Below are 20,942 nucleotides of genomic sequence, written 5' to 3'. Positions count from 1 at the left end.
TCCCCATGCACACAGTCGAAAATCATTCTGAACGGCAACCGAAAAACCTCGCAATGCTGGCGAGCGCTGTCGCCTCCGTGTAAATTACGGCGTTTCACATGCGTTCCGTTGTTTTGAGGTTTCTATGACCACCCCCTTGCAGGCCATTGCCGAGCTGGACGACCTGGTGCTCGACCTGCCGCGTTTCGAGCAGGCATTGCATCAATTTGCCGCCAAATTGCGGCTTGATCTGGCCGCGTTTACCGCCGATCACATCTCTCTGCGCTGTCATCAGAATGCCACTGCCGAACGCTGGCGCCAGGGGCTGATGCAGTGCGGGACACTGCTGTCAGAGTCGATGATCAACGGGCGACCTATCTGTCTGTTCGATTTGTCGCAGCCGCTGGCCGTGGGGCCGTGGCAGATAGATTGCGTCGAGCTGCCGTATCCCGGGGAGAAACGCTATCCGCACGAAGGTTGGGAACACGTCGAATTAGTGCTCAGTGGCGATCCGCAGACGCTGCACGCCCGGGCGTTGAGCTACCTTGCCGATGAAGCGCTGCTGGCCCCGGGGATCAAACTGAAGCAAAGCTCGCCAAAAGGCGAGGGCGAGCGGCTACCGAACCCGACGCTGGCCATCACCGACGGAACGGTGACGATAAAGTTTCATCCTTATTCCATTCGAGATATCGTCGCCAGCGAACAAGGTTAGCCGGGCAGTGCCGCACAGGCTCGCGCCATGCGATCGAGCGCTTCATCGAGCAGGGCCCACCGGCAACCAAAGTTAAGCCGCACAAAGCGCCGATCGCCGAAATCCAAACCGGCGCTTAATCCTACGCCCGCGCGTTCGAAGAACTGATGCGGGTTGTCCACCGGTAAAGCGCTGCAATCGATCCACGCCAGGTAGGTGGCTTCGATTGGCAAAACCGTCAACCCCGGCATGGCGTTGATGCGCTCGATCAGCCGATCGCGATTGGCACGTAGATAAATCAGCTGCTCGTCCAGCCAGGGCTGCCCGTATTGATAAGCCGCCTGTGCCGCCACCAGCGCCAGCAGATTGACCTCCGGCACGATGCCGCTGCGCGCGCGTTTCAGCCTTTGTCGCAGCGCTTCGTTGGGAACGATCGCCAGTGAAGCGCCCAGCCCGGCAAGATTAAATGTTTTTGACGGCGACATCAGCGTCACGCTGCGTTGGGCCGCATCGTCATTCAGGGTAGCAAAAGGGGTATGCCGCACGCCGGGTTCAAGCAGCAGCTCGCAGTGGATTTCATCGGAACAGACGATTAAATCGTGCTCGCGAGCGAACTGATGGTGCTGCAACAGCTCATCCCGGCGATAAACGGTGCCACCGGGGTTCTGCGGGTTGCACAGCAACAGGAGCTTCTCGTTGCCGCTAAGCCGATCACGCATCGCGGGGAAGTCCAACACCCAGCGTTGGCCTACCGCCGTTAGCGGCACTGAGAGGTGCTTACGCCCGGCGAATTTGGCCGCTTTGCGGAACGGCGGATAAATGGGAGAGGGGGCCAGCGTGCTCTGGTGTTCTTCGGTGCAGGCACGCACGCACAGGTTCAGGCCGCATACCAGCCCAGGCAGGAAAATGATCCATTCAGGCTTGATGTGCCAGCCGTAGCGCTCTACCATGCGGCGGGTAAAAACCTCAATAAGATCAGGGGATGGGTGAGTGTAGCCGAATACGCCGTGCGCCACGCGACGCTGCAAGGCTTCGATCACCGCCGGCGGCGAGGTGAAATCGCTGTCGGCGACCCAAAGCGGAATAATGTCGCGGTCGCGATATTTATCCCACTTAACGCTGTCACTGTGACTGCGGTCTACCCATTGATCAAAATTGAATGCCATAGTTACAACCCTGAGCCGGTTTATGCCTAAGCATGAGCCTACGTGAGAAATGAAGAAATGAACAATTGCCGCCGTATGTTGGCCGTTATCTGGGGGTGACAATGATAAAACTGGAAGTTTGTTGCTTTAGCGTCGACTGCGCGCTGACGGCCGAACGGGCAGGCGCCGATCGTATCGAGTTGTGCGCCAGCCAGAGCGAGGGGGGATTGACGCCGAGTTATGGCACGCTGCGTCTGGCGCGCGAGCGGGTGGCGATCCCGGTGCATCCGATCGTTCGTCCTCGCGGTGGCGATTTCTGCTACGGCGCGGTGGATTTCGAGGTGATCAAACAGGATCTCCGCCAGATCCGCGAGATGGGGTTCCCCGGCGTAGTGGTCGGCATGCTGGACGAAGAAGGGCACATCGATCTGCCGCGCATGCGCGAAGTGATGAAGCTGTGCGAGGGCATGGCGGTGACGTTCCATCGCGCGTTCGACATGTGCCAGAACCCGATGGTGGCGTTGGAACAACTGACCGAGCTGGGCGTAGCGCGCATTCTAACCTCCGGCCAACAGCAGAACGCCGAACTGGGCCTGCCGCTGCTGCGAGATTTGCGCCAGGCCAGTCACGGCCCGGTGATCATGGCGGGTGCCGGCGTGCGCCTCAGCAATCTGCACAAGTTTGTCGACATCGGTCTGCATGAACTGCACAGCTCTTCCGGCCATCTGGTACCGTCGACCATGCGTTACCGCAAGGCGGGCGTCACCATGTGCTCCGATAACGAGTTTGACGAATTTAGCCATTATTGCGTGGATGGCGAAATGGTGGAGGCGATGAAAAACGCGCTGGCCTTGGTTGATCCCCTGGCGCAAAGCGCATAATCACGCAGCTAACCGCGTTTGAAAACCGGTTTCCGGGCCGTAAGACCCCTTTGCGTGTCACTGAGCTCTCGGCGATCGCGCAAGTACCAGGCCCCGGCGTTTTGCCGGGGCTTTTTTTATGTCTTTGACCCGTCCTGAATAGCGTTGACACGTTTTCGACTTAAATCCGGAGAACGTGATAATGGCCGAGTTTAAACGCACACAACGCGACTATCCTTTGTCTTTTAAAATTGCTGTTGTTGAGCAGGTTGAAAAAGGCGAAATGACCTACAAACAGGCTCAACTGCGCTATGGTATTCAGGGACGTTCGACCGTTCTGACTTGGTTACGCAAGCATGGCCACCTTAACTGGGCCCCAGGTCTTCCCTCTCTCTCCAGCCGGGAGTTGCCCATGAGCCAACCGTCTGCCCCTTTAACTCCTGAGCAAAGGATCAGGGAACTTGAAGAACAGCTTGAGCTGGTCACCCAGAAAGCGGAGTTCCTGGATGCTGTCGTTAACGTGCTGAAAAATGACTATGGGATCAGTGTCATAAAAAAGCGGCCAGGCAAGTCCTCACGCAAAAACAGCCCCAAAAAATAACCATTACCCGGGCCTGTCAGTTCCTGGGACACAGCCGACAAGCCTGATATCAGCACAATACACGGCTTAGTAAGCAGCGGGCTCGTGATGTCCGGATCGTCGATTTTGTTAAAACGATAAGAGTACGTCAGGCGCGTATCGGGACCCGTAAGTTGCATTATCTACTGAATAAACAATCAGATGATGGATTGCATGTCGGACGTGACCGGTTGTTCTCTCTGCTGAAGGAACGCCGGCTGCTGGTGCCAGTCAGACGGGCGTACCATAAAACAACGGACAGCCATCATCGTTTTCGGCGACATCCCAATTTATTAAAAACGGGACCGGAACAGGTGGTGGTCAGGCGACCAGAACAGGTATGGGTAGCAGATATTACCTATCTGCCAACCCGGAATGGCATGGTCTATCTGAGCCTGATAACGGATGCCTGCTCAAGGAAAATAATGGGCCATCATGTACACAGCGATCTGCGTACTGACAATGTCGTGCAGGTTCTGAAACAGGCCTTAAAGCAGAGAAAAACGACTCAGCCACTGATCCATCACTCGGACCGTGGAATACAATATTGTTCAGCAGGTTACCAGTCAATCCATGAAAAATACGGGCTAATATGCTCAATGACAGATGGCTATGACTGCTATCAGAACGCATTGGCGGAAAGGGTGAACGGGATACTGAAGACGGAGTTTTTGCTATCACGCCCGGCAGATCTGGAGCAGGCAAGAAAGATGGTGAGGGAATCGATAGAAATTTACAACGGAGAGCGGCCTCACCAGTCGCTAAAATATAAAACGCCCGATGCGGTGCATCAGGCGTTTTACAGGCATAAAAGTGTCAACCTATGCCAGGACTAGTCATGTGGATGATTAGTGCTGTGCATCGGGCGAGAAGTTGAAGACTTCGCCCGGAGTAATGCCGCAGTTTAAAACGCGCACCGCATTATTGCCATTTCCGGGATTGATCAGGATATCGTGGATAGTGCGATTGTTGTTCATGACAAAACGCGCGTAGTAAAGGTTGCCGATGCGTATCCAGGGAATAGTTTCATTGCTCTCGACAGTGTCGGTATAGTTATCGTTGAACGAGCGGGCCCAAATGCCAGTCGAAGCTTGCGCGGTAGATTGATCGCCGATAGAGGATGCGATGGCCCAGAATGTTCTCAGTCCCATGCTCCGATGAATACGTTGACCTAAACCTTTATAAGCCGGGTTATCTCCATTGGCGGTCAGGATATTGCTATCCGCCGTCAGATTTCCGTCAATAAACCAGCCTACAGGCTGTTTGTCAGCACCGATGGCGATCATATTGCTGTTCGTCAAACAATTTAGCGGGGCCGCATGTAGCTGGTAGCTGCGTTGTGCAATGCTCAGTGTGCCTCTAAGAATGTTGTAACCCGCTTCATTGTTCAGACTGCCGTTCGTCCACATTGGCATGACGGTGTTGCTGAATGAAAGTTGATACCCGCCGTTCGCTTCGAAGCGAACGGCCTGAGGAGAGAGTGAACCCTTCGGTCCATTAGCGGTAGCGAAGTTAACATTGCTGATTTGCACTGGGGTGATATTTGATTGGCCAGTAGACTTTCTTAATACCAGGAAGCCCCCAACGGTATCACCATAGTCATTAATATAAGAACCGTTGGCGATTTGAATATTGGCGGAGGAATCCGAGTCGATATCAATTCCGGTACCATTTCTGTCAGCCATGAAATTGCTCAGGCTAAGGCCGCCTAAATAGGAGGTTCCTTGTGTTGTAGTTTTGATAAAGATCTTTTTGCCATAAGAGAACACATTCACCATAAACGTATTGTCGTGGCGATCGAGATTGAAAGCACAAGAACCGGTTACAGCGATAGAGGCAGTCACCGCGTTTTCTGTCGGGCGCACGACGTTGGCATTGACGTGAACATTGGTAAATCTGTTGATGTCCCTGCTTTCATAAACCCTGTAGTCGCAGCGTACTGCCCAACCGTAGATATTCTCAAAGTTGTTGGCTTCTCCACGAGCTTCAACAAAATCATAGGCGCCTACATAACGGCAGTTGGCGACTGACAGAGCGCCGGTTGCGGTAATGGTGGCCCCGTATGGAACAAACGCCTCCGGCTGGGTGGCAGTATATTTCTGATCTGGATAGAGGAACGACCAACCATCAAAGACAACGTTCTTATCGCAGGCGAAACAAACCGCACCTGCCGGCTTTTTGATGATGAAAGCACTATCGTCCGCAAGGCCTGCCCGATTAGGGCCATTGTTTGTAAGACTTGCAGGGCCTTGAGCAAGACCGCGGCGGGATCCTCTGACTGTGATGCCATTAGCGACGTTGATAGGTTGAGTGCTGGTCAGCAGATATTGAGCATTTTCCGAAGCATAGACCACTTTGTTTTTTAAACTCGCGGCATAGTTTAATGTCGCGCTGATTGCTGCGTCAGAGGTGGAAGTGCCACTAGGATCAGCGCCGAAGTGATCGAAAGTCAGTTTCTGATCCAGTCGTTTCCAGCGGGCTCCTCCCGTTGTAACCACCACGGTACCGTTATTGTCCGCACTGGTTGTATCCGTTTTCGCATAATAGAATTCGCCGCCGCCGGCGAAATGTCCGGGGGTGTGAGAAACTAAAAAGACAATCTGGTCATCTGTAACTGGCGTCAGATTACGCAATTCACTGATGTTATTAACACTAATCATATTGTTCATGAAATTTCTCCTGTTGGTTGGCAACACGATTCTCAATCAGGATGGACGTTTCAAAAAGTCGATGAGGTTTGCTGGGTGCTGATACAGCGTGAAGTTCAGGCCGCGGCAATTGGAGCATGCGTTGGCCTGGTACCTTGTCAAGACGCAGCACCGTTTCAACGCTGTTATTCGGTCGGCGGCCCCATCTCTTCTTGCGATCGCCATGCCCTGCTGATAAGTTTGTGAGTTAAAATCCTTTAAATATCATAATATTAAATGATTTTTTGGTATGTATTGTCGTGGTGAATGGTTTGCGTTCTGCCGCTCGTCACCGCGCCGGTATTTTTACCTGTTCATCGCCTGCCTTATGGCCGGAACATCACAGCATCAATTGAGGAGAGCCGTCGGCGCAGCCGCAGGGCGCGTTAACGGCGGACTAAACAAGGAGATAACGATAATGACCCGAACGGCACACTGTTTGAGCGCGGCGCTTTTACTGACGTTGGCCCTGACCGGCTGCCAGACCGCCAAGCGACCTGTTTCTACATTAAGCCAGCCGCCCAGCGCAGAAGAAATTGCGGAACAAGACAAACGGCAGCGTGAGGCCGAGCGCATGCAGCAGTGCGAGCGCGAGTTGGATGCCATGCGCGGCATGGATAACGAAAAATACCAAAAATTCAAACGCGAATTCGATATCTTGATGGGCGGTGCCGCGCAGTATGCCGGGGTACGTCAGCGGGTCAACACGGGCACGCAGGAAACCGTCGATGCCCTGTATCGTTATCGCACCAGCCGTCTTTGCGCGGACATCAGTTCTGCCATGATGACCGGCTTGGCTGAGCGTGGAGAACGCGCCCAATGACCCCTCGAGCAAGAAAGGCCTTGCTGAGCCTGATGATACCGCTGGCGTTTGCACCGGCGGTGGCCGGGGCGGATGACGATGTGCCGGCATTATTGCAGTTTGCCGAGCGTTACCAGCGGCAGGACGCGCCGGCAGCCGAGACCGTGGTTACCCCATCCCAGGAAAGCCAAAAGCCAGCGTCCCGGCCGGTTCAAACTCGTGAAACGAGCTCACAGAGAAAGCAACTGGCGCAGTTGCAAAAGACGCTGCGCGAGAAAGAGACTCGCCTGGAGCAACAGCAAGCCGCTCTTCAATCCCTGCAGCAGGAGTTGACCGCATTGCGGGTTGCGTCGTCCCTGAGCGCTGCCGATAAACCGACACCGGCGCCTGATTTGAGCGCGTTGAGCGACTTCGCCAGCGGCGTACGACAGGCGCTGAACCTGACGCCGCAGGAGCGCAAGGCTCAGGCGCAGATCGCCGAAGCGCAGGCGGCGTTAGCGCGGCAAAAGCAGCAAACCGAGGAGCGCGACTGGCGCATTGCCTTGCTGGAACAACGGCTGGCGGCGTTGCCTGAACAGGCGGATAAGGCTTGGCAGGAGAAACTGGCGGCGGCCCAGACCACCAACGATAAAGCGCGCCAGCGTTATGAGCAGGATAAAAAAGCGGCCGCCGCTGAGCTGGAACAGCAGAAGGCCGAGGCTGCCAGGCTGACGGGCGAACTGCAGCAGCAGCTGGCGCAGCTGCAGAAAGAGCGTGATGATCAACGCCAACAGGCCGAACAGCAAGAGAAAAGCCTGAAGACGGCGCTGGCGCAGCAAAAGGCTGAAGCCGTCAAGGCGACGGGTGAACTGCAGCAGCAGCTGGCGCAGCTGCAGGAAAAAAACAAGACGCAAACCGAACAAGCTAAAGCGTTGGAACAACGTTTGGCGGTGGTAACGGCGGAAAGCGCGCAGGCTGCGCAGCAGCGGGATAAAGCGACACTGCAGGCGGATAAAACGGCAACGGAGCTGGCGGCCGCCCAGCAGGCGCAGCAAGCTTTGCAAGACGAGCTGAGCGGGCTGAGATCGCGGGCCAAATGGCTGCCGGATGCGCAGGCGCTCAAGAAAAAGCCGGAACAGCAGAGCTATGCTGCCGGTGTCGCTTTGGGACGCGATATTCAAACGATGCTGGCGGAGCGTAAAAATTGGGGCATCAATCCCGATAAAACCCTGCTGCTGGCGGGCGTGATCGATACCTTCAACGGCCATTACCAACTAAGCGATGCACAGTTGACCCGCGCGCTGTCGGAGTCGGAAAAAGCGGTGAACGACGCCAGAAACCAGGCGGCGAAGGTGCAGACCAGCAAGGGCGAGGCGTTCGTCACCGAGTTTAAAAAGAAGAAAGGCACGCAGAAGTCGCCTGCCGGTTTCTGGTATCGCATCGATTATGTGGGTGATGAAGCCATTAAGGAAAACGCACGGGTAGACATTGTGGTGAAAGAGAGCTTAACCGACGGCAGCGTGATTCAGGATATGGATCGCAGTGGGAAGGTGATGTCACAGCCGCTCTCTGCCTATCCGCCGTTGTTCCGCGAGGCGATCGGCCATCTGAAAAATCATGGCTCTCTGACAATGGTGGTGCCGCCGGCGTTGGCGTACGGAGAAACGGGCTATGCGCCGCAGATCCCGCCGAACGCGACCATGGTGTATGAGCTGCGGATTGTCGATGTCGACAACGGGTAAATTCGGGCCGGCTCAGGCCGGCCCGATTAGCGAACGCTAGGGTTTTTTGGCGGTCAGCACGGCGCGCAGGGGCGCCGGATAGCCTTCGATCGTTTTGCTGCGATCGTTCGGATCGAGGAATTCGGCCAGTGACTCGCTGGTCATCCAGTCGGTGCGGCGCTGCTCTTCGAGGCTGGTGACGCACATATCGGCGATCTTCACGTCGACGAAACCGCACTTCTCCAGCCAGCATTTCAGCGCTTCGGCGGAAGGAATGAAATACACGTTGCGCATCTGTGCATAACGATCGCCCGGCACCAGCACCTGGTGGCGATCGCCTTCCACCACCAGCGTTTCCAGCACCAGCTCCCCTTCAGCCACCAGCTGATTTTTCAGCTGATAGAGATGATCGAGCGGCGAGCGGCGGTGATATAGCACCCCCATTGAGAACACGGTGTCGAACGCCGCCAGATCCGGCAACTGCTCGATGCCGAGCGGCAGCAGGTGGGCGCGTTGATCGCCACCCAACAGCTTGCGCACCGCTTCGAACTGGCACAGGAACAACTGCATCGGATCGATGCCTACGGCAAAGTGTGCGCCGGCGCCGATCATGCGCCACAGGTGATAGCCGCTGCCGCAGCCGACGTCGAGAATGGTGCGGCCGGCCAGCGGAGAAATGTGCGGCAGCACGCGATCCCACTTCCAGTCGGAATGCCATTCGGTATCGATATCGATGCCATACAGCGAGAACGGCCCTTTACGCCATGGCATCAGGGTGCGCAGCATTTTCTCGATGCCCTCGAGCTGGCCCGGCGACAGGCCGGGCTCCATCTCGGCGCGCACGCCGTGCAGCAGATCGAGGCGGGTTGGGGTCAGCGTCGGCAAATGTTCTACCGAGTTAAACCACTGTTTGAATTTGCCGTGCAGCGATTCGCGTTGCCAGGCGCTGAGCTGCGCAGGCAGGGTGTCCAGCCAATGGCTGAGGGGGCTTTTGGCGATGCGCTGATAGAAATCACCGAACTCGATCATTGCGCATCCCCCGCTTTCAGGGCGATCAGCGAACCGAAGTTGAAGCATTGGAACCACACTTCGGCATGCTCGAACCCGGCTTGATGCAGGCGCGCCTTATGTGCCTCTACCGAGTCGGTCAGCATCACGTTTTCCAGCATGCTGCGTTTTTGGCTGATCTCCAGCTCGCTGTACCCATTGGCGCGTTTGAAATCGTGATGCATGTTGAACAGCAGTTCGCCGACTTCGGCGTCTTCAAAGCTGAACTTCTCCGACAGCACCAGTGCGCCGCCCGGGCGCAGGCCGCGATAAATTTTCTCCAGCAGGCGCAGGCGATCGGCCGGTTCGAGGAACTGCAGCGTAAAGTTCAGCACCACCATCGAGGCGTTCTCGATGTCGATGTCGCGAATGTCGGCTTCGATGACGTCAACCGGCGTGTCGGCGCGGAAGGCGTCAATATGGCGGCGACAACGTTCCACCATCGCCGGCGAATTGTCGACGGCGACGATATTGCAGCCGGGCACCTTGATATTCCGCCGCATCGACAGCGTTGCCGCGCCCAGCGAGCAGCCCAGGTCATACACCCGGCTGTCGGGTTGCACAAAGCGTTCGGCCAGCATGCCGATCATCGAGATGATGTTGGAATAGCCGGGAACGGAGCGTTGGATCATGTCGGGGAACACTTCGGCAACGCGTTCGTCGAAGGTCCAGTCGCCCAATTTGGCGATGGGGGCGGAGAAAAGGGTATCGCGGTTTGGCATAGCGGCAAATCAGTTCAGAATTCGAAGCTGCGTAGTCTAACAGAAAAGCGTAAAAAAGCGGAGCGGAAGCAGGCGGCGCGGCCGCCTGATGATAAAACGGGATCAATGCAGACTGAAAATCAGATCCCAGGGCAGATAGAAGATATTTGCCAGAACCATCAACAGCAAAGAGATATAGGTCGCGGCCATGCCTGAACGGCGCCAGCGAACCTCGCGGTTGCGCAAACCGTAGTAATGCACCAGCCGCCCGGCCATCAGCATCAGGCCGCAGAGGTGAATCATCCAGATTTCCGCGCCGTTCATCTCCATGATCACCAGCAATACGGCAGCGATCGGAATGTATTCAACGGCGTTGCCATGCACGCGGATGGCGGTCTGCAATTCGTAGAACCCGCCGTCGCCGTAGGCTACGCGGTACTGCATCCTTAATCTGACTACGTCATAAGAGAGTTTGATCAACAACAATGCGCCGAGCACCACATAAAGCGCGCTTACCATTTTTAACTCCGTTCCCTAACCAAAACTGGCAGCCAGCATCATAGCCGTCATTGTATTCACTGTCGCGGGGAAATATTTGATGTTATTGGTCAGATTAATAGGTCAAAACAGTGCATCCTGTTCCGGCCAGTCCGGCGGCGCAGGCAAATCGGGGATCGCCAGGCGTAGCTGCTGCCAAATTTTTTGCGCCTGCTGGGGCGAATCGCCGTTGTCCGGCGTATGAATAAACAGATAAGGCTGATGCTGTTGCTGCCACAGCGGCAGTTTTTGCTGCCAGGCTTCGAACCAGCGCAGGTTGTCGGCCAGCTGATCGCCGCCGATAAAGCGCACCAGCGGCTGGTCGGCGGTGACCAGGGCATGCACCGGCAGCTTCGGTTTTTTCTGCTGCGCATCGCGCACGGCGGCGGTATGGGGGGCGGCGTGATGCACCGGGCGGCTGTCGAGGATCACCCGATTGATGCCGCGCTGGTGCAACCCCTGATTCAGCGCACGCTCTGCCTCGCCCTTGGCGAAAAACGCCGGATGACGCACTTCAACACCGTAGGTGAATTCCTTCGGCAGGCTTTCGAAGAATTGCCACATGCGCGGCAGCTCGTCAGGGCCGAAGGCGGCGGGCAACTGCAGCCACAGTTGGCCGATGCGCTGATGCACCGGGCTCAGGCAGTGGTAAAACGCCTGCAGCTCGGCGGCGCAGTTACGCAGGGCAGCCTTGTGGCTGATGTCCGACGGGAATTTGAAGCAGAAGCGAAAATCGTCGCCGGTCATGTCGCGCCAGCGCTGCACGATTTCCAGCTTCGGCAGCGCGTAGAAGGTGGTGTTACCCTCCACGCAGTTGAAGTAGCGGCTGTAATCCGCCAAGTCACGCAGCCCGATGCGGTTCCAGGCCGCATGTTGCCACTGCGGCAATCCGATGTAGATCACGGCGTCGTCTTCCTTTACTGAGATCATCAGGCTACAACTTAACGTTACCGCTCGAGCGCGGCAAGAATTTCGCCGGTGTCGCGCACCCGCGCCAGACGTGGGAAGATGTGTTCGAACGCGAAGCGGTGCATTTCCGCGTTCTGCGCGCTGCAGACGTCTTCGGCGATCACCAGTTCATAGCCGTGTTCCCAGGCGGCGCGCGCGGTGGACTCTACGCCAATATTGGTGGAGATGCCGCCCAGCACCACGGATTTGATGCCGCGGCGGCGCAGCTGTAAATCCAGATCGGTGCCGTAGAAGGCGCCCCATTGGCGTTTGGTGACCAGAATATCGCTGTCATTGACCGCCAGCGGTGCGGGGAACTCCCACCAACTGACCGGCAAGCCGCCGGCGGGCGCGGGAGCCGGTTTGTCCACCGGCTGTTTCAGCGCTTCGGCGAAGGTGTCGGACCAGCCGACGCGCACCAGCAGCACCGGCGCGCCCAGCAGACGAAAACGCGCGGCCAGCAGGGCGGCGTTCGCCACTACCTGGTCGGCGCTGTGCGGGCCGCCGGCGTAGGGCAGAATGCCGTTTTGCAAATCGATCAGCACCAGAGCGGTGGTTTGGGCGTCAAGTTTCAGCATGGATTTCATCTCGTTGCGAAGTGGATAAAAACTGTTCGGCGCGCCAGGCGAGCAGCGTACGGCGCAAACCGGGGGAGAATCAGGCTACGTGAAAAAACTGTCGCAGGTTAATGGGAAATTTGTTAATCGATGTGTTGATTCGAACGAAAACGCGCCATTTAGTGCAGTAACAATGCTGTGTTCGCACTTATCGGGCGGATGAATTTCCTTTATAATGACTCCCTTTTTTCAACACTCTTTAATCCAACGACCTATGCCGATTTATGAATATGCATGTGGTGCTTGCAACCATCGGTTAGAGAAATTGCAAAAATTTTCCGATGCGCCGCTGGCAGACTGCCCGGCGTGTGGGCAGCCCGCGTTGACCAAGTTGATCTCGTCCTCCGGTTTCCAGCTTAAGGGTACCGGCTGGTATGCGACGGATTTTAAACCGGGTAACAAGTAGAATTTATCAGATAACAGCCGCGCGACAGGGGCGCAGTAGCCCGGCGCGGCATCGGCTGTGTAAAAGGATAGCGTATGCGTACTGAATATTGCGGGCAGTTGAATCTGTCCCACGTGGGCCAGGAAGTCACTCTGTGTGGTTGGGTCAATCGTCGTCGCGATCTCGGCGGCCTGATCTTTATTGATATGCGCGACCGCGAAGGCATCGTGCAGGTGTTCTTCGATCCGGACCAGAAAGTGGCGTTCGACAAGGCCTACGACCTGCGCAATGAGTTCTGCATCCAGATCGTCGGCACCGTGCGTGCGCGTCCGGACAGCCAGATCAATAAAGATATGGCCACCGGCGAAGTGGAAGTGTTCGCCCACGCGCTGGAAATCATCAACCGCTCCGAGCCGCTGCCGCTGGACTCCAACCAGGTCAACAGTGAAGAAGCGCGCCTGAAATACCGCTACCTGGATCTGCGTCGCCCGGAAATGGCCGAGCGTCTGAAGACCCGCGCCAAAATCACCAGCTTCGTTCGCCGCTTCATGGACAGCCACGGCTTCCTCGATATCGAAACGCCGATGCTGACCAAGGCGACGCCGGAAGGTGCCCGCGATTACCTGGTGCCGAGCCGCGTGCACAAGGGCAAATTCTACGCGCTGCCGCAGTCCCCACAGCTGTTCAAACAGCTGCTGATGATGTCCGGCTTCGATCGTTACTACCAGATCGTCAAATGCTTCCGTGACGAAGACCTGCGTGCGGACCGTCAGCCTGAATTCACCCAGATCGACGTCGAAACCTCCTTCATGACCGCCGATCAGGTACGTGAAGTGATGGAGAAACTGGCGCGCGAACTGTGGCTGGACGTGAAGGGCGTGGATCTGGGCGATTTCCCGGTCATGACTTTCGCCGAAGCGATGCGTCGCTTTGGCTCCGACAAGCCGGACCTGCGTAACCCGCTGGAGCTGGTGGACGTGGCTGACCTGGTCAAAGACGTCGAGTTTAAAGTCTTCTCCGGCCCGGCCAACGACGCCAAAGGCCGCGTGGCGGCGATCCGCGTACCGGGCGGCGCACAGCTGACCCGCAAGCAGATCGACGAGTACGGCGCTTTCGTCAACATCTACGGCGCCAAAGGCCTGGCGTGGCTGAAAGTCAACGACCGCGCCGCCGGCATGGAAGGCGTGCAGAGCCCGATCGCCAAATTCCTCAGCGCGGACGTGCTGGAAGCGGTCCTGGCGCGCACCGATGCGCAGACCGGCGATATCCTGTTCTTCGGCGCCGACAGCTTCAAGATTGTCACCGATGCGATGGGCGCGCTGCGTCTGAAGCTGGGTCGCGATCTGGCGCTGACGCAACTCGACAGCTGGGCACCGCTGTGGGTGGTTGACTTCCCGATGTTCGAAGAAGACGAAGAGGGCGGCCTGGCGGCCATGCACCACCCGTTCACTTCGCCGCGCGACATGAGCCCGGAAGAGCTGGCGGCAGCGCCGGTCAACGCCATCGCCAACGCCTATGACATGGTGATCAACGGTTACGAAGTGGGCGGCGGTTCGGTGCGTATCCACCGCAGCGAAATGCAGCAGACGGTGTTCAGCATTCTGGGCATTAACGAACACGAACAGCGCGAGAAGTTCGGCTTCCTGCTGGACGCGTTGAAGTACGGTACGCCGCCGCACGCCGGCCTGGCTTTCGGCCTGGATCGTCTGGTGATGCTGTTGACCGGCACCGACAACATCCGCGACGTCATCGCCTTCCCGAAAACCACCGCGGCGGCCTGTCTGATGACCGACGCACCGAGCTTCGCCAACCCGGCGTCGCTGCAGGAGCTGGCGATCAGCGTGGTAAAGAAAGCCGGTGCGGAACAAGAGAGCGAGTGATGAGTTACAAGCGCCCTGAATCTATCCTGGTAGTGATTTACGCGAAATCCAGTGGTCGGGTGCTGATGTTACAGCGGCGCGACGATACCGAGTTCTGGCAGTCGGTCACCGGCAGCCTGGAACAGGATGAGTCGCCGCCGCATGCCGCGCAGCGTGAAGTCATGGAAGAAGTCGGCATCGATATCGAAGCAGAGCACCTGCCGTTGTTCGATTGCCAGCGCTGCGTGGAGTTTGAACTCTTTGTCCATTTGCGACATCGCTATGCGCCGGGAACCACGCGCAATAAAGAGCACTGGTTCTGTCTGGCGTTGCCCGAGGAGCGCGATCCGGTGATTACCGAGCATCACGCTTACCAATGGCTTGAGGCGGCCGAGGCCGTGAAGTTAACCAAGTCATGGAGCAATCAGCAGGCGATTGAAGAGTTCGTGATCAATTCAGTCCAGTAGTTTTTTTCGGAGATTTTTTTATGGCAGGTCATAGTAAGTGGGCCAACACAAAGCACCGTAAAGCGGCGCAGGACGCCAAGCGCGGTAAAATTTTCACCAAGATTATTCGTGAGCTGGTCACGGCCGCCAAGCTGGGCGGCGGCGATCCGGATTCCAACCCGCGTCTGCGCGCGGCGATGGACAAGGCGCTGTCGAACAACATGACGCGCGACACCATGAACCGTGCCATCGCGCGCGGGGTGGGCGGCGATGATGATACCAACATGGAAACCATCATCTATGAAGGTTACGGCCCTGGCGGCACCGCCGTCATGATCGAATGCCTGAGCGACAACCGCAACCGCACCGTGGCGGAAGTGCGCCACGCCTTCACCAAATGCGGCGGCAACCTCGGCACCGACGGTTCCGTGGCTTACCTGTTCACCAAGAAGGGCGTGATCACCTACGCACCGGGCCTGGATGAAGACACCGTGATGGAAGCGGCGCTGGAAGCCGGTGCGGAAGACATCGTGACCTATGACGATGGCGCGATCGACGTGTTCACCGCCTGGGAAAGCCTGGGCGCGGTGAAAGACGCGCTGACCGCGGCGGGCTTCGAAGCCGAAGCGGCGGAAGTGTCGATGATCCCATCGACCAAGGCCGACATGGACGCGGAAACCGCGCCTAAGCTGTTGCGCCTGATCGATATGCTGGAAGACTGCGACGACGTGCAGGAAGTTTACCATAACGGTGAAATCTCCGACGAAGTGGCGGCGACGCTGTAATCCGGTAAAACGGGCGCCGCCGTTCGGCGGCGCCGTGCATGCAAGGTGGATGTAGATATGGCGATCATACTCGGTATCGATCCCGGCTCACGCGTCACCGGCTATGGCCTTATCCGCCAGCAGGGGCGTCAGTTGAGCTATATCGCCAGCGGCTGCATCCGCACGGTGGTGGACGACATGCCGACGCGGCTGAAGCTGATTTACGCCGGCGTCAGTGAGATCATCACCCAGTTTCAGCCCGATTTCTTCGCCATCGAACAGGTGTTTATGGCCAAGAACCCGGATTCGGCGCTCAAGCTCGGCCAGGCGCGCGGCGTCGCGATCGTGGCGGCGGTGAATCAGAATCTGGAAGTGTTCGAGTATGCGGCGCGGCAGGTCAAACAGACCGTGGTCGGCACCGGCGCGGCCGAAAAGGCGCAGGTACAGCACATGGTGCGCTCGCTGCTAAAACTCTCGGCCAACCCGCAGGCGGACGCCGCCGATGCCCTGGCCATCGCTATCACCCACTGCCACCTCAGCCAGAACGTGCTGCGGATGAGCGAAGGGCGGTTGAACCTGGCGCGCGGGCGTTTGCGCTGACGCAAAGCGATGATTGCTCAGGCTGGATATTCATCCAGCCTTTTTTATGTTATAAGCTTTACCAGCAACGGCATGGCAGGGCGCCATGCCCGGTCATTCTGCAGGAGGGTAAATGATAGGTCGTCTCAGAGGAAATATTCTGGAAAAGCAGCCGCCGTTGGTGTTACTGGAGGCGAACGGCGTGGGCTATGAGGTACACATGCCGATGACCTGCTTTTACGAGCTGCCGGAACTGGGGCAAGAGGCCATCGTGTTTACCCACTTCGTGGTGCGTGAAGACGCGCAGCTGCTGTACGGTTTCAACGACAAGCAGGAGCGCGCGCTGTTCCGCGAGCTGATCAAGGTCAACGGCGTCGGGCCGAAGCTGGCGCTGGCGATCCTGTCGGGCATGTCCGCGCAGCAGTTCGTCAGCGCGGTGGAGCGCGAAGAGATCACTGCACTGGTCAAGCTGCCGGGCGTGGGCAAAAAAACCGCCGAGCGCCTGGTGGTAGAGATGAAAGACCGTTTCAAAGGGCTTAACGGCGACCTGTTCAACAGCAGCAGCGAGATCAGCCTGCCGTCTGCCACCGACAAAGCGCCGGATGTGGACGCGGAAGCCGAGGCCGTTTCGGCGCTGGTGGCGCTGGGCTATAAGCCGCAGGAAGCCAGCCGCATGGTCAGCAAGATTGCCAAGCCGGGCGCCGACTGCGAAACCCTGATCCGCGACGCGCTGCGCGCCGCCCTGTAAGGCCGAAAAGGGGTAGATAATGATTGAAGCCGATCGCCTGATTTCCGCCGAACCGATCAACGAAGAAGAGATCCTCGATCGCGCCATTCGTCCCAAGCTGCTGACCGAATACGTCGGCCAGCCGCACGTGCGCGAGCAGATGGAGATCTTCATTCAGGCGGCCAAGCAGCGCGGCGACGCGCTCGACCATCTGCTGATCTTTGGCCCGCCAGGGTTGGGGAAAACCACCCTGGCCAACATCGTGGCCAACGAAATGGGCGTGAATTTGCGCACCACTTCCGGCCCGGTGCTGGAGAAGGCGGGCGATTTGGCGGCGATGCTGACCAACCTCGAACCGCATGACGTCTTGTTCATCGACGAAATTCACCGCTTGTCACCGGTGGTGGAAGAAGTGCTGTATCCGGCGATGGAAGACTACCAGCTGGATATCATGATCGGCGAAGGGCCGGCGGCGCGTTCGATTAAGCTCGATTTGCCGCCGTTCACGCTGGTGGGTGCCACTACCCGCGCCGGCTCGCTGACCTCGCCGCTGCGCGATCGCTTCGGCATTGTCCAGCGGCTGGAGTTTTATCAGGTGGCGGATTTGCAGCACATCGTCTCGCGCAGCGCCGGGTGCCTGGGGTTGGAACTGTCCGACGAGGGTGCCCATGAAGTGGCCCGCCGTGCGCGGGGGACGCCACGTATCGCCAACCGCCTGTTGCGCCGGGTGCGCGACTTCGCCGAAGTGCGCGCCAACGGGGTGATCAGCGGTTCGGTGGCGGCGCAGGCGCTCGATATGCTCAACGTCGATGCCGAAGGCTTCGACTATATGGATCGCAAACTGCTGCTGGCGATTATCGACAAATTTACCGGCGGCCCGGTCGGGCTGGACAACCTGGCGGCGGCGATCGGCGAAGAGCGTGAAACCATCGAGGACGTGATCGAGCCGTTCCTGATCCAGCAGGGCTTTATCCAGCGCACGCCGCGCGGCCGCCTGGCGACGCAGCATGCCTACCGGCACTTCGGGCTCGAGCGCGAAGCATAAGTTTTCCACCCGTCATAAAAAAGGGCCGCATCTGCGGCCCTTGACGTTAATGTTGAACTTGATGACGTTACCGGGTCTATAGAAGGCGCACATAAAAAAGGAAAATCAATTCATTGATTTTCGGCTGCTCACCACAGAGGAGGAAAAACCGCGTTTTTTCCTCCTCTGTCAGCAGTAGAAAGGGCCGCATCAGCGGCCCTTGTCATATCCCGGCTTTAATCAGGCCTGCTGTTTTTTGAACAGGCTCAGCGTGAACAGCACGGCGGCGCAGAGCACCACCGAAGGGCCGGCCGGCGTATCGTAAAACGCCGAGAAGGTCAGGCCGCCGGTGACGGCCACCATGCCGAGCAGCACCGCGACGCCGGCCATCTGTTCCGGCGTGCGCGCGAAGCGGCGAGCGGTGGCGGCCGGAATGATCAGCAGTGAGGTGATGATCAGCGCGCCGACGAATTTCATCGCCAGACCGATAGTCAAGGCGGTGACCAGCATCAACACGGTGCGTGCGCGCACCAGGTTAACGCCGTCGACGTGCGCCAGCTCCGGGCTGATGGTCATCGACAGCAGATCGCGCCACTGCCACCACAGCACCAGCAGCACCACGGCGACGCCGCCGGCGATCATCAGGATATCGCTCAGCGTGACCGACAGCAGATCGCCGAACAGGTAGGCCATCAGATCGACCCGCACGTTAGACATCAACGCCACCACCACCAGCCCGAGCGACAGGGCGCTGTGGGCCAGAATGCCGAGCAGGGTATCCACTGAAAGCTGCGGGCGGCGTTCCAGCCACACCAGGGCCAGAGCCAGCAGCAGCGTAATGGCGATCACCGCATAGAAGGGATTGATGTCCAGCAGCAGACCAAAGGCGACGCCGAGCAGCGAGGCGTGCGCCAGGGTATCGCCAAAGTAGGACATGCGACGCCAGACCACGAAGGAACCCAGCGGCCCGGCGGCGCCAGCCAACAACACGCCAGCCAGCCAGCCGGGAAGTAACAGTTCAATCATGCTTCGCGGCTCCCGGTTTTCTTCAAGACAATTCTTCCCTGCAGGTCGTGACGGTGGTTGTGATGGTGGCGATACACCGCCAGTTGCTCTGCGCCGCGGTTGCCGAACATGGCGATGAATTCGGGATGCATCGACACCACCTCCGGTGCCCCGGAGCAGCAGATGTGCTGATTGAGGCACAAGACCTCGTCGGTTTTCGCCATCACCAGATGCAGATCGTGCGAGACCATCAGCACGGCGCAGCCCAGCTCTTTACGCAGCTGATCGATGAGATCGTACAGCGCCAGCTGGCCGTTGACGTCCACCCCTTGCGTGGGTTCGTCCAGCACCAGCAGCTGCGGTTTGTTCAGCAGCGCTCGCGCCAGCAGCACGCGTTGGTTTTCGCCCCCGGAGAGCTTTTGCATCGGCTGGTCGAGCAGGTGAGCGGCGTGCACGCGCTTGAGCGCCGGCAGAATGTCGGCTTTCTTTACGCCGGGCTTGAGACGCATAAAGCGGCTGACGGTCAACGGCAGGGTGGCGTCGAGGTGCAGCTTTTGCGGCACGTAGCCAATGCGCAGATCGGGCTCACGCTCCAGCGTGCCGGCGGTCGGTTTGACCAATCCCAGCACCACGCGCACCAACGTAGACTTGCCCGCGCCGTTCGGGCCCAGCAGCGTGAGAATACGGCCGGGTTGCAGGCTGAGGGAAATGTTCGACAGCACCTTGCGGCTGCCGAAGGCGACGGAGATATTTTTTAGCGTTATCAGTGTAGACATCTCGAGATTACAGGTTGCAGAACGAAGCGAATGTTATAATATCACGCCTTGTTGATGAAAACGATGGGATTACTGATGATGGCAAAGAAAAATAAATGGCTGCAGCGCACGCTGCTGGCCAGCGCACTGTTGATGGCCGGCCCGCTGAGCAGCGCTTCCGCTGCGGTGGTGACCTCGATTCGTCCGCTAGGCTTTATCGCATCGGCCATCGCCGACGGCGTGACGCCGACCGAGGTGTTGCTGCCGGACGGCGCTTCACCGCACGATTTTGCGCTGCGCCCTTCCGATATCCAGCGTTTGCGCTCTGCGGACCTGGTGCTGTGGGTTGGGCCGGACATGGAGGCGTTCCTGAACAAGGCGCTGGTGCCGATCTCGGCAACCCGCAAACTGGCCATCAGCGAACTGCCGGCGGTGAAGCCGTTGCTGATGAAAGGCGAAGATGACGACGATCATGATCATGCAGGCGAAGCGCATAACCATGCCGATGACGATCATGGGCATCATCACGGCGAGTACAATATGCACGTTTGGCTGTCGCCGGAGATAGCAAAAGTGACCGCGATCGCGATTCACGACAGATTGTTGGAACTTATGCCGCAAAATAAGGACAAATTAGACGCAAACCTGCGCCAGTTCGAGAATCTGCTGACGCAAACTGACAAAAATGTTGGTAACATGCTTACGCCTGTGCAAGGTAAGGGTTATTTTGTTTTTCATGATGCTTACGGCTACTTTGAGAAACACTACGGTTTGAGTCCGCTGGGCCATTTCACCGTCAATCCCGAAATTCAGCCTGGAGCACAGCGCCTACACCAAATTCGAACACAGTTGGTTGAGCAGAAAGCGGTATGCGTTTTTGCTGAGCCACAATTCAGGCCGGCCGTAATCAATGCCGTCGCCAAGGGTACCAAAGTGCGTTCCGGAACGCTGGACCCGCTGGGCATCGGCATCGCGCTGGGGAAGGACAGCTACGGGAAATTCCTGACTCAGCTGTCAAACCAGTACGTGAGCTGCCTGAAGTAAAGCTTATGAGGATAATATCGA

21 protein-coding genes and 1 pseudogene are annotated in these 20,942 nt (G+C 57.9%); 13 read left to right on the top strand and 9 right to left on the bottom strand.

The annotated features are described in order from the left end of the window. Positions 1-124: 124 nt before the first annotated feature. Positions 125-691 (top strand): VOC family protein, encoded by a 567-nt coding sequence (locus AWX27_RS17035; protein ID WP_060423939.1) that lies wholly within the window; start codon positions 125-127, stop codon positions 689-691. Here AWX27_RS17035 and AWX27_RS17030 read toward each other — a convergent pair. Further along, the gene (locus AWX27_RS17030) at positions 688-1,836 is read right to left on the bottom strand and encodes a MalY/PatB family protein (protein WP_060423937.1); all 1,149 of its coding nucleotides are present in this window, start codon (positions 1,834-1,836) and stop codon (positions 688-690) included. The two genes, AWX27_RS17035 and AWX27_RS17030, sit on opposite strands and share 4 nt — an antisense overlap. A 101-nt stretch (positions 1,837-1,937) precedes the next feature. Between AWX27_RS17030 and cutC the strand changes: the two genes are divergently transcribed. Together cutC and AWX27_RS24895 are read left to right on the top strand one after the other, a co-directional pair. Next, positions 1,938-2,696, top strand: coding sequence for a copper homeostasis protein CutC (gene cutC / locus AWX27_RS17025; RefSeq protein ID WP_047730909.1), 759 nt, complete (start codon positions 1,938-1,940; stop codon positions 2,694-2,696). A 178-nt stretch (positions 2,697-2,874) separates the two neighbouring features. Further along, positions 2,875-4,130 (top strand): annotated as a pseudogene (locus AWX27_RS24895) (IS3 family transposase). Between the two features lie 12 nt (positions 4,131-4,142). Here AWX27_RS24895 and AWX27_RS17010 read toward each other — a convergent pair. Next, entirely contained in the window at positions 4,143-5,963 is a 1,821-nt protein-coding gene (locus tag AWX27_RS17010) for a hypothetical protein (protein WP_060423929.1), read from the bottom strand. A 436-nt stretch (positions 5,964-6,399) separates the two neighbouring features. Between AWX27_RS17010 and AWX27_RS17005 the strand changes: the two genes are divergently transcribed. After that, complete coding sequence (locus tag AWX27_RS17005) at positions 6,400-6,804, top strand: hypothetical protein (protein ID WP_060423926.1); 405 nt, start codon at positions 6,400-6,402, stop codon at positions 6,802-6,804. Beyond that, on the top strand, positions 6,801-8,504 hold the full coding sequence (locus tag AWX27_RS17000) for an FKBP-type peptidyl-prolyl cis-trans isomerase N-terminal domain-containing protein (protein WP_060423923.1): 1,704 nt from the start codon (positions 6,801-6,803) through the stop codon (positions 8,502-8,504). The genes AWX27_RS17005 and AWX27_RS17000 overlap by 4 nt, the downstream gene beginning before the upstream one ends. 36 nt (positions 8,505-8,540) lie before the next feature. Here the strand turns inward: AWX27_RS17000 and cmoB are convergent, their stop codons facing one another. From cmoB to AWX27_RS16975, 5 genes are all read right to left on the bottom strand, one after another. Continuing rightward, on the bottom strand, positions 8,541-9,512 hold the full coding sequence (cmoB, locus tag AWX27_RS16995; RefSeq protein ID WP_060423921.1) for a tRNA 5-methoxyuridine(34)/uridine 5-oxyacetic acid(34) synthase CmoB: 972 nt from the start codon (positions 9,510-9,512) through the stop codon (positions 8,541-8,543). Beyond that, a complete protein-coding gene (gene cmoA / locus AWX27_RS16990) occupies positions 9,509-10,252 on the bottom strand; it encodes a carboxy-S-adenosyl-L-methionine synthase CmoA (RefSeq protein WP_049202466.1) in 744 nt (247 codons plus the stop codon). The genes cmoB and cmoA overlap by 4 nt, the downstream gene beginning before the upstream one ends. Before the next feature lie 102 nt (positions 10,253-10,354). Further along, a complete protein-coding gene (locus tag AWX27_RS16985; protein ID WP_004932387.1) occupies positions 10,355-10,750 on the bottom strand; it encodes an MAPEG family protein in 396 nt (131 codons plus the stop codon). Between the two features lie 102 nt (positions 10,751-10,852). Continuing rightward, positions 10,853-11,668, bottom strand: coding sequence for a DUF72 domain-containing protein (locus AWX27_RS16980; protein ID WP_100395852.1), 816 nt, complete (start codon positions 11,666-11,668; stop codon positions 10,853-10,855). Between the two features lie 47 nt (positions 11,669-11,715). Beyond that, positions 11,716-12,294 (bottom strand): hydrolase, encoded by a 579-nt coding sequence (locus AWX27_RS16975; RefSeq protein WP_060424110.1) that lies wholly within the window; start codon positions 12,292-12,294, stop codon positions 11,716-11,718. A 214-nt stretch (positions 12,295-12,508) separates the two neighbouring features. Here AWX27_RS16975 and AWX27_RS24645 point away from each other — a divergent pair, with 214 nt between their 5' ends. The 7 genes from AWX27_RS24645 to ruvB all read left to right on the top strand — a co-directional run bounded on the left by AWX27_RS24645 (position 12,509) and on the right by ruvB (position 18,138). Beyond that, entirely contained in the window at positions 12,509-12,739 is a 231-nt protein-coding gene (locus AWX27_RS24645) for an FmdB family zinc ribbon protein (protein WP_320204121.1), read from the top strand. 74 nt (positions 12,740-12,813) lie between these two features. Then, on the top strand, positions 12,814-14,598 hold the full coding sequence (gene aspS / locus AWX27_RS16970) for an aspartate--tRNA ligase (RefSeq protein ID WP_060423918.1): 1,785 nt from the start codon (positions 12,814-12,816) through the stop codon (positions 14,596-14,598). Beyond that, entirely contained in the window at positions 14,598-15,044 is a 447-nt protein-coding gene (gene nudB / locus AWX27_RS16965) for a dihydroneopterin triphosphate diphosphatase (RefSeq protein ID WP_019452808.1), read from the top strand. The genes aspS and nudB overlap by 1 nt, the downstream gene beginning before the upstream one ends. 20 nt (positions 15,045-15,064) lie before the next feature. Next, a complete protein-coding gene (locus AWX27_RS16960) occupies positions 15,065-15,808 on the top strand; it encodes a YebC/PmpR family DNA-binding transcriptional regulator (protein WP_033647638.1) in 744 nt (247 codons plus the stop codon). 57 nt (positions 15,809-15,865) lie between these two features. Further along, positions 15,866-16,387 (top strand): crossover junction endodeoxyribonuclease RuvC, encoded by a 522-nt coding sequence (ruvC, locus tag AWX27_RS16955; RefSeq protein ID WP_004932367.1) that lies wholly within the window; start codon positions 15,866-15,868, stop codon positions 16,385-16,387. A gap of 112 nt (positions 16,388-16,499) precedes the next feature. After that, on the top strand, positions 16,500-17,114 hold the full coding sequence (gene ruvA, locus AWX27_RS16950; RefSeq protein WP_060423916.1) for a Holliday junction branch migration protein RuvA: 615 nt from the start codon (positions 16,500-16,502) through the stop codon (positions 17,112-17,114). A gap of 19 nt (positions 17,115-17,133) precedes the next feature. Further along, positions 17,134-18,138: a Holliday junction branch migration DNA helicase RuvB gene (gene ruvB / locus AWX27_RS16945; protein ID WP_038877130.1), complete on the top strand. Its 1,005-nt coding sequence runs from the start codon at positions 17,134-17,136 to the stop codon at positions 18,136-18,138. A 219-nt stretch (positions 18,139-18,357) separates the two neighbouring features. On the opposite strand, the gene znuB is transcribed toward ruvB, so the two are convergent. Together znuB and znuC are read right to left on the bottom strand one after the other, a co-directional pair. Next, positions 18,358-19,143 (bottom strand): zinc ABC transporter permease subunit ZnuB, encoded by a 786-nt coding sequence (gene znuB, locus AWX27_RS16940; protein ID WP_038877132.1) that lies wholly within the window; start codon positions 19,141-19,143, stop codon positions 18,358-18,360. After that, positions 19,140-19,898, bottom strand: coding sequence for a zinc ABC transporter ATP-binding protein ZnuC (gene znuC, locus AWX27_RS16935; RefSeq protein WP_004932357.1), 759 nt, complete (start codon positions 19,896-19,898; stop codon positions 19,140-19,142). Before znuC ends, znuB begins: the two co-directional genes overlap by 4 nt. A gap of 78 nt (positions 19,899-19,976) precedes the next feature. On the opposite strand from znuC, the gene znuA reads away from it, so the two are divergent. Next, positions 19,977-20,921 carry a zinc ABC transporter substrate-binding protein ZnuA gene (gene znuA, locus AWX27_RS16930; protein ID WP_060424108.1) on the top strand — a complete coding sequence of 315 codons (945 nt, stop codon included), beginning with the start codon at positions 19,977-19,979 and terminating at the stop codon, positions 20,919-20,921. Positions 20,922-20,942: the final 21 nt, after the last annotated feature.

It is taken from the genome of Serratia sp. 2880STDY5682894, from assembly GCF_001537385.1.
In the GTDB taxonomy this organism is placed as follows: domain Bacteria; phylum Pseudomonadota; class Gammaproteobacteria; order Enterobacterales; family Enterobacteriaceae; genus Serratia; species Serratia nevei.
This window is presented reverse-complemented; position numbering and strand designations above follow the sequence as displayed.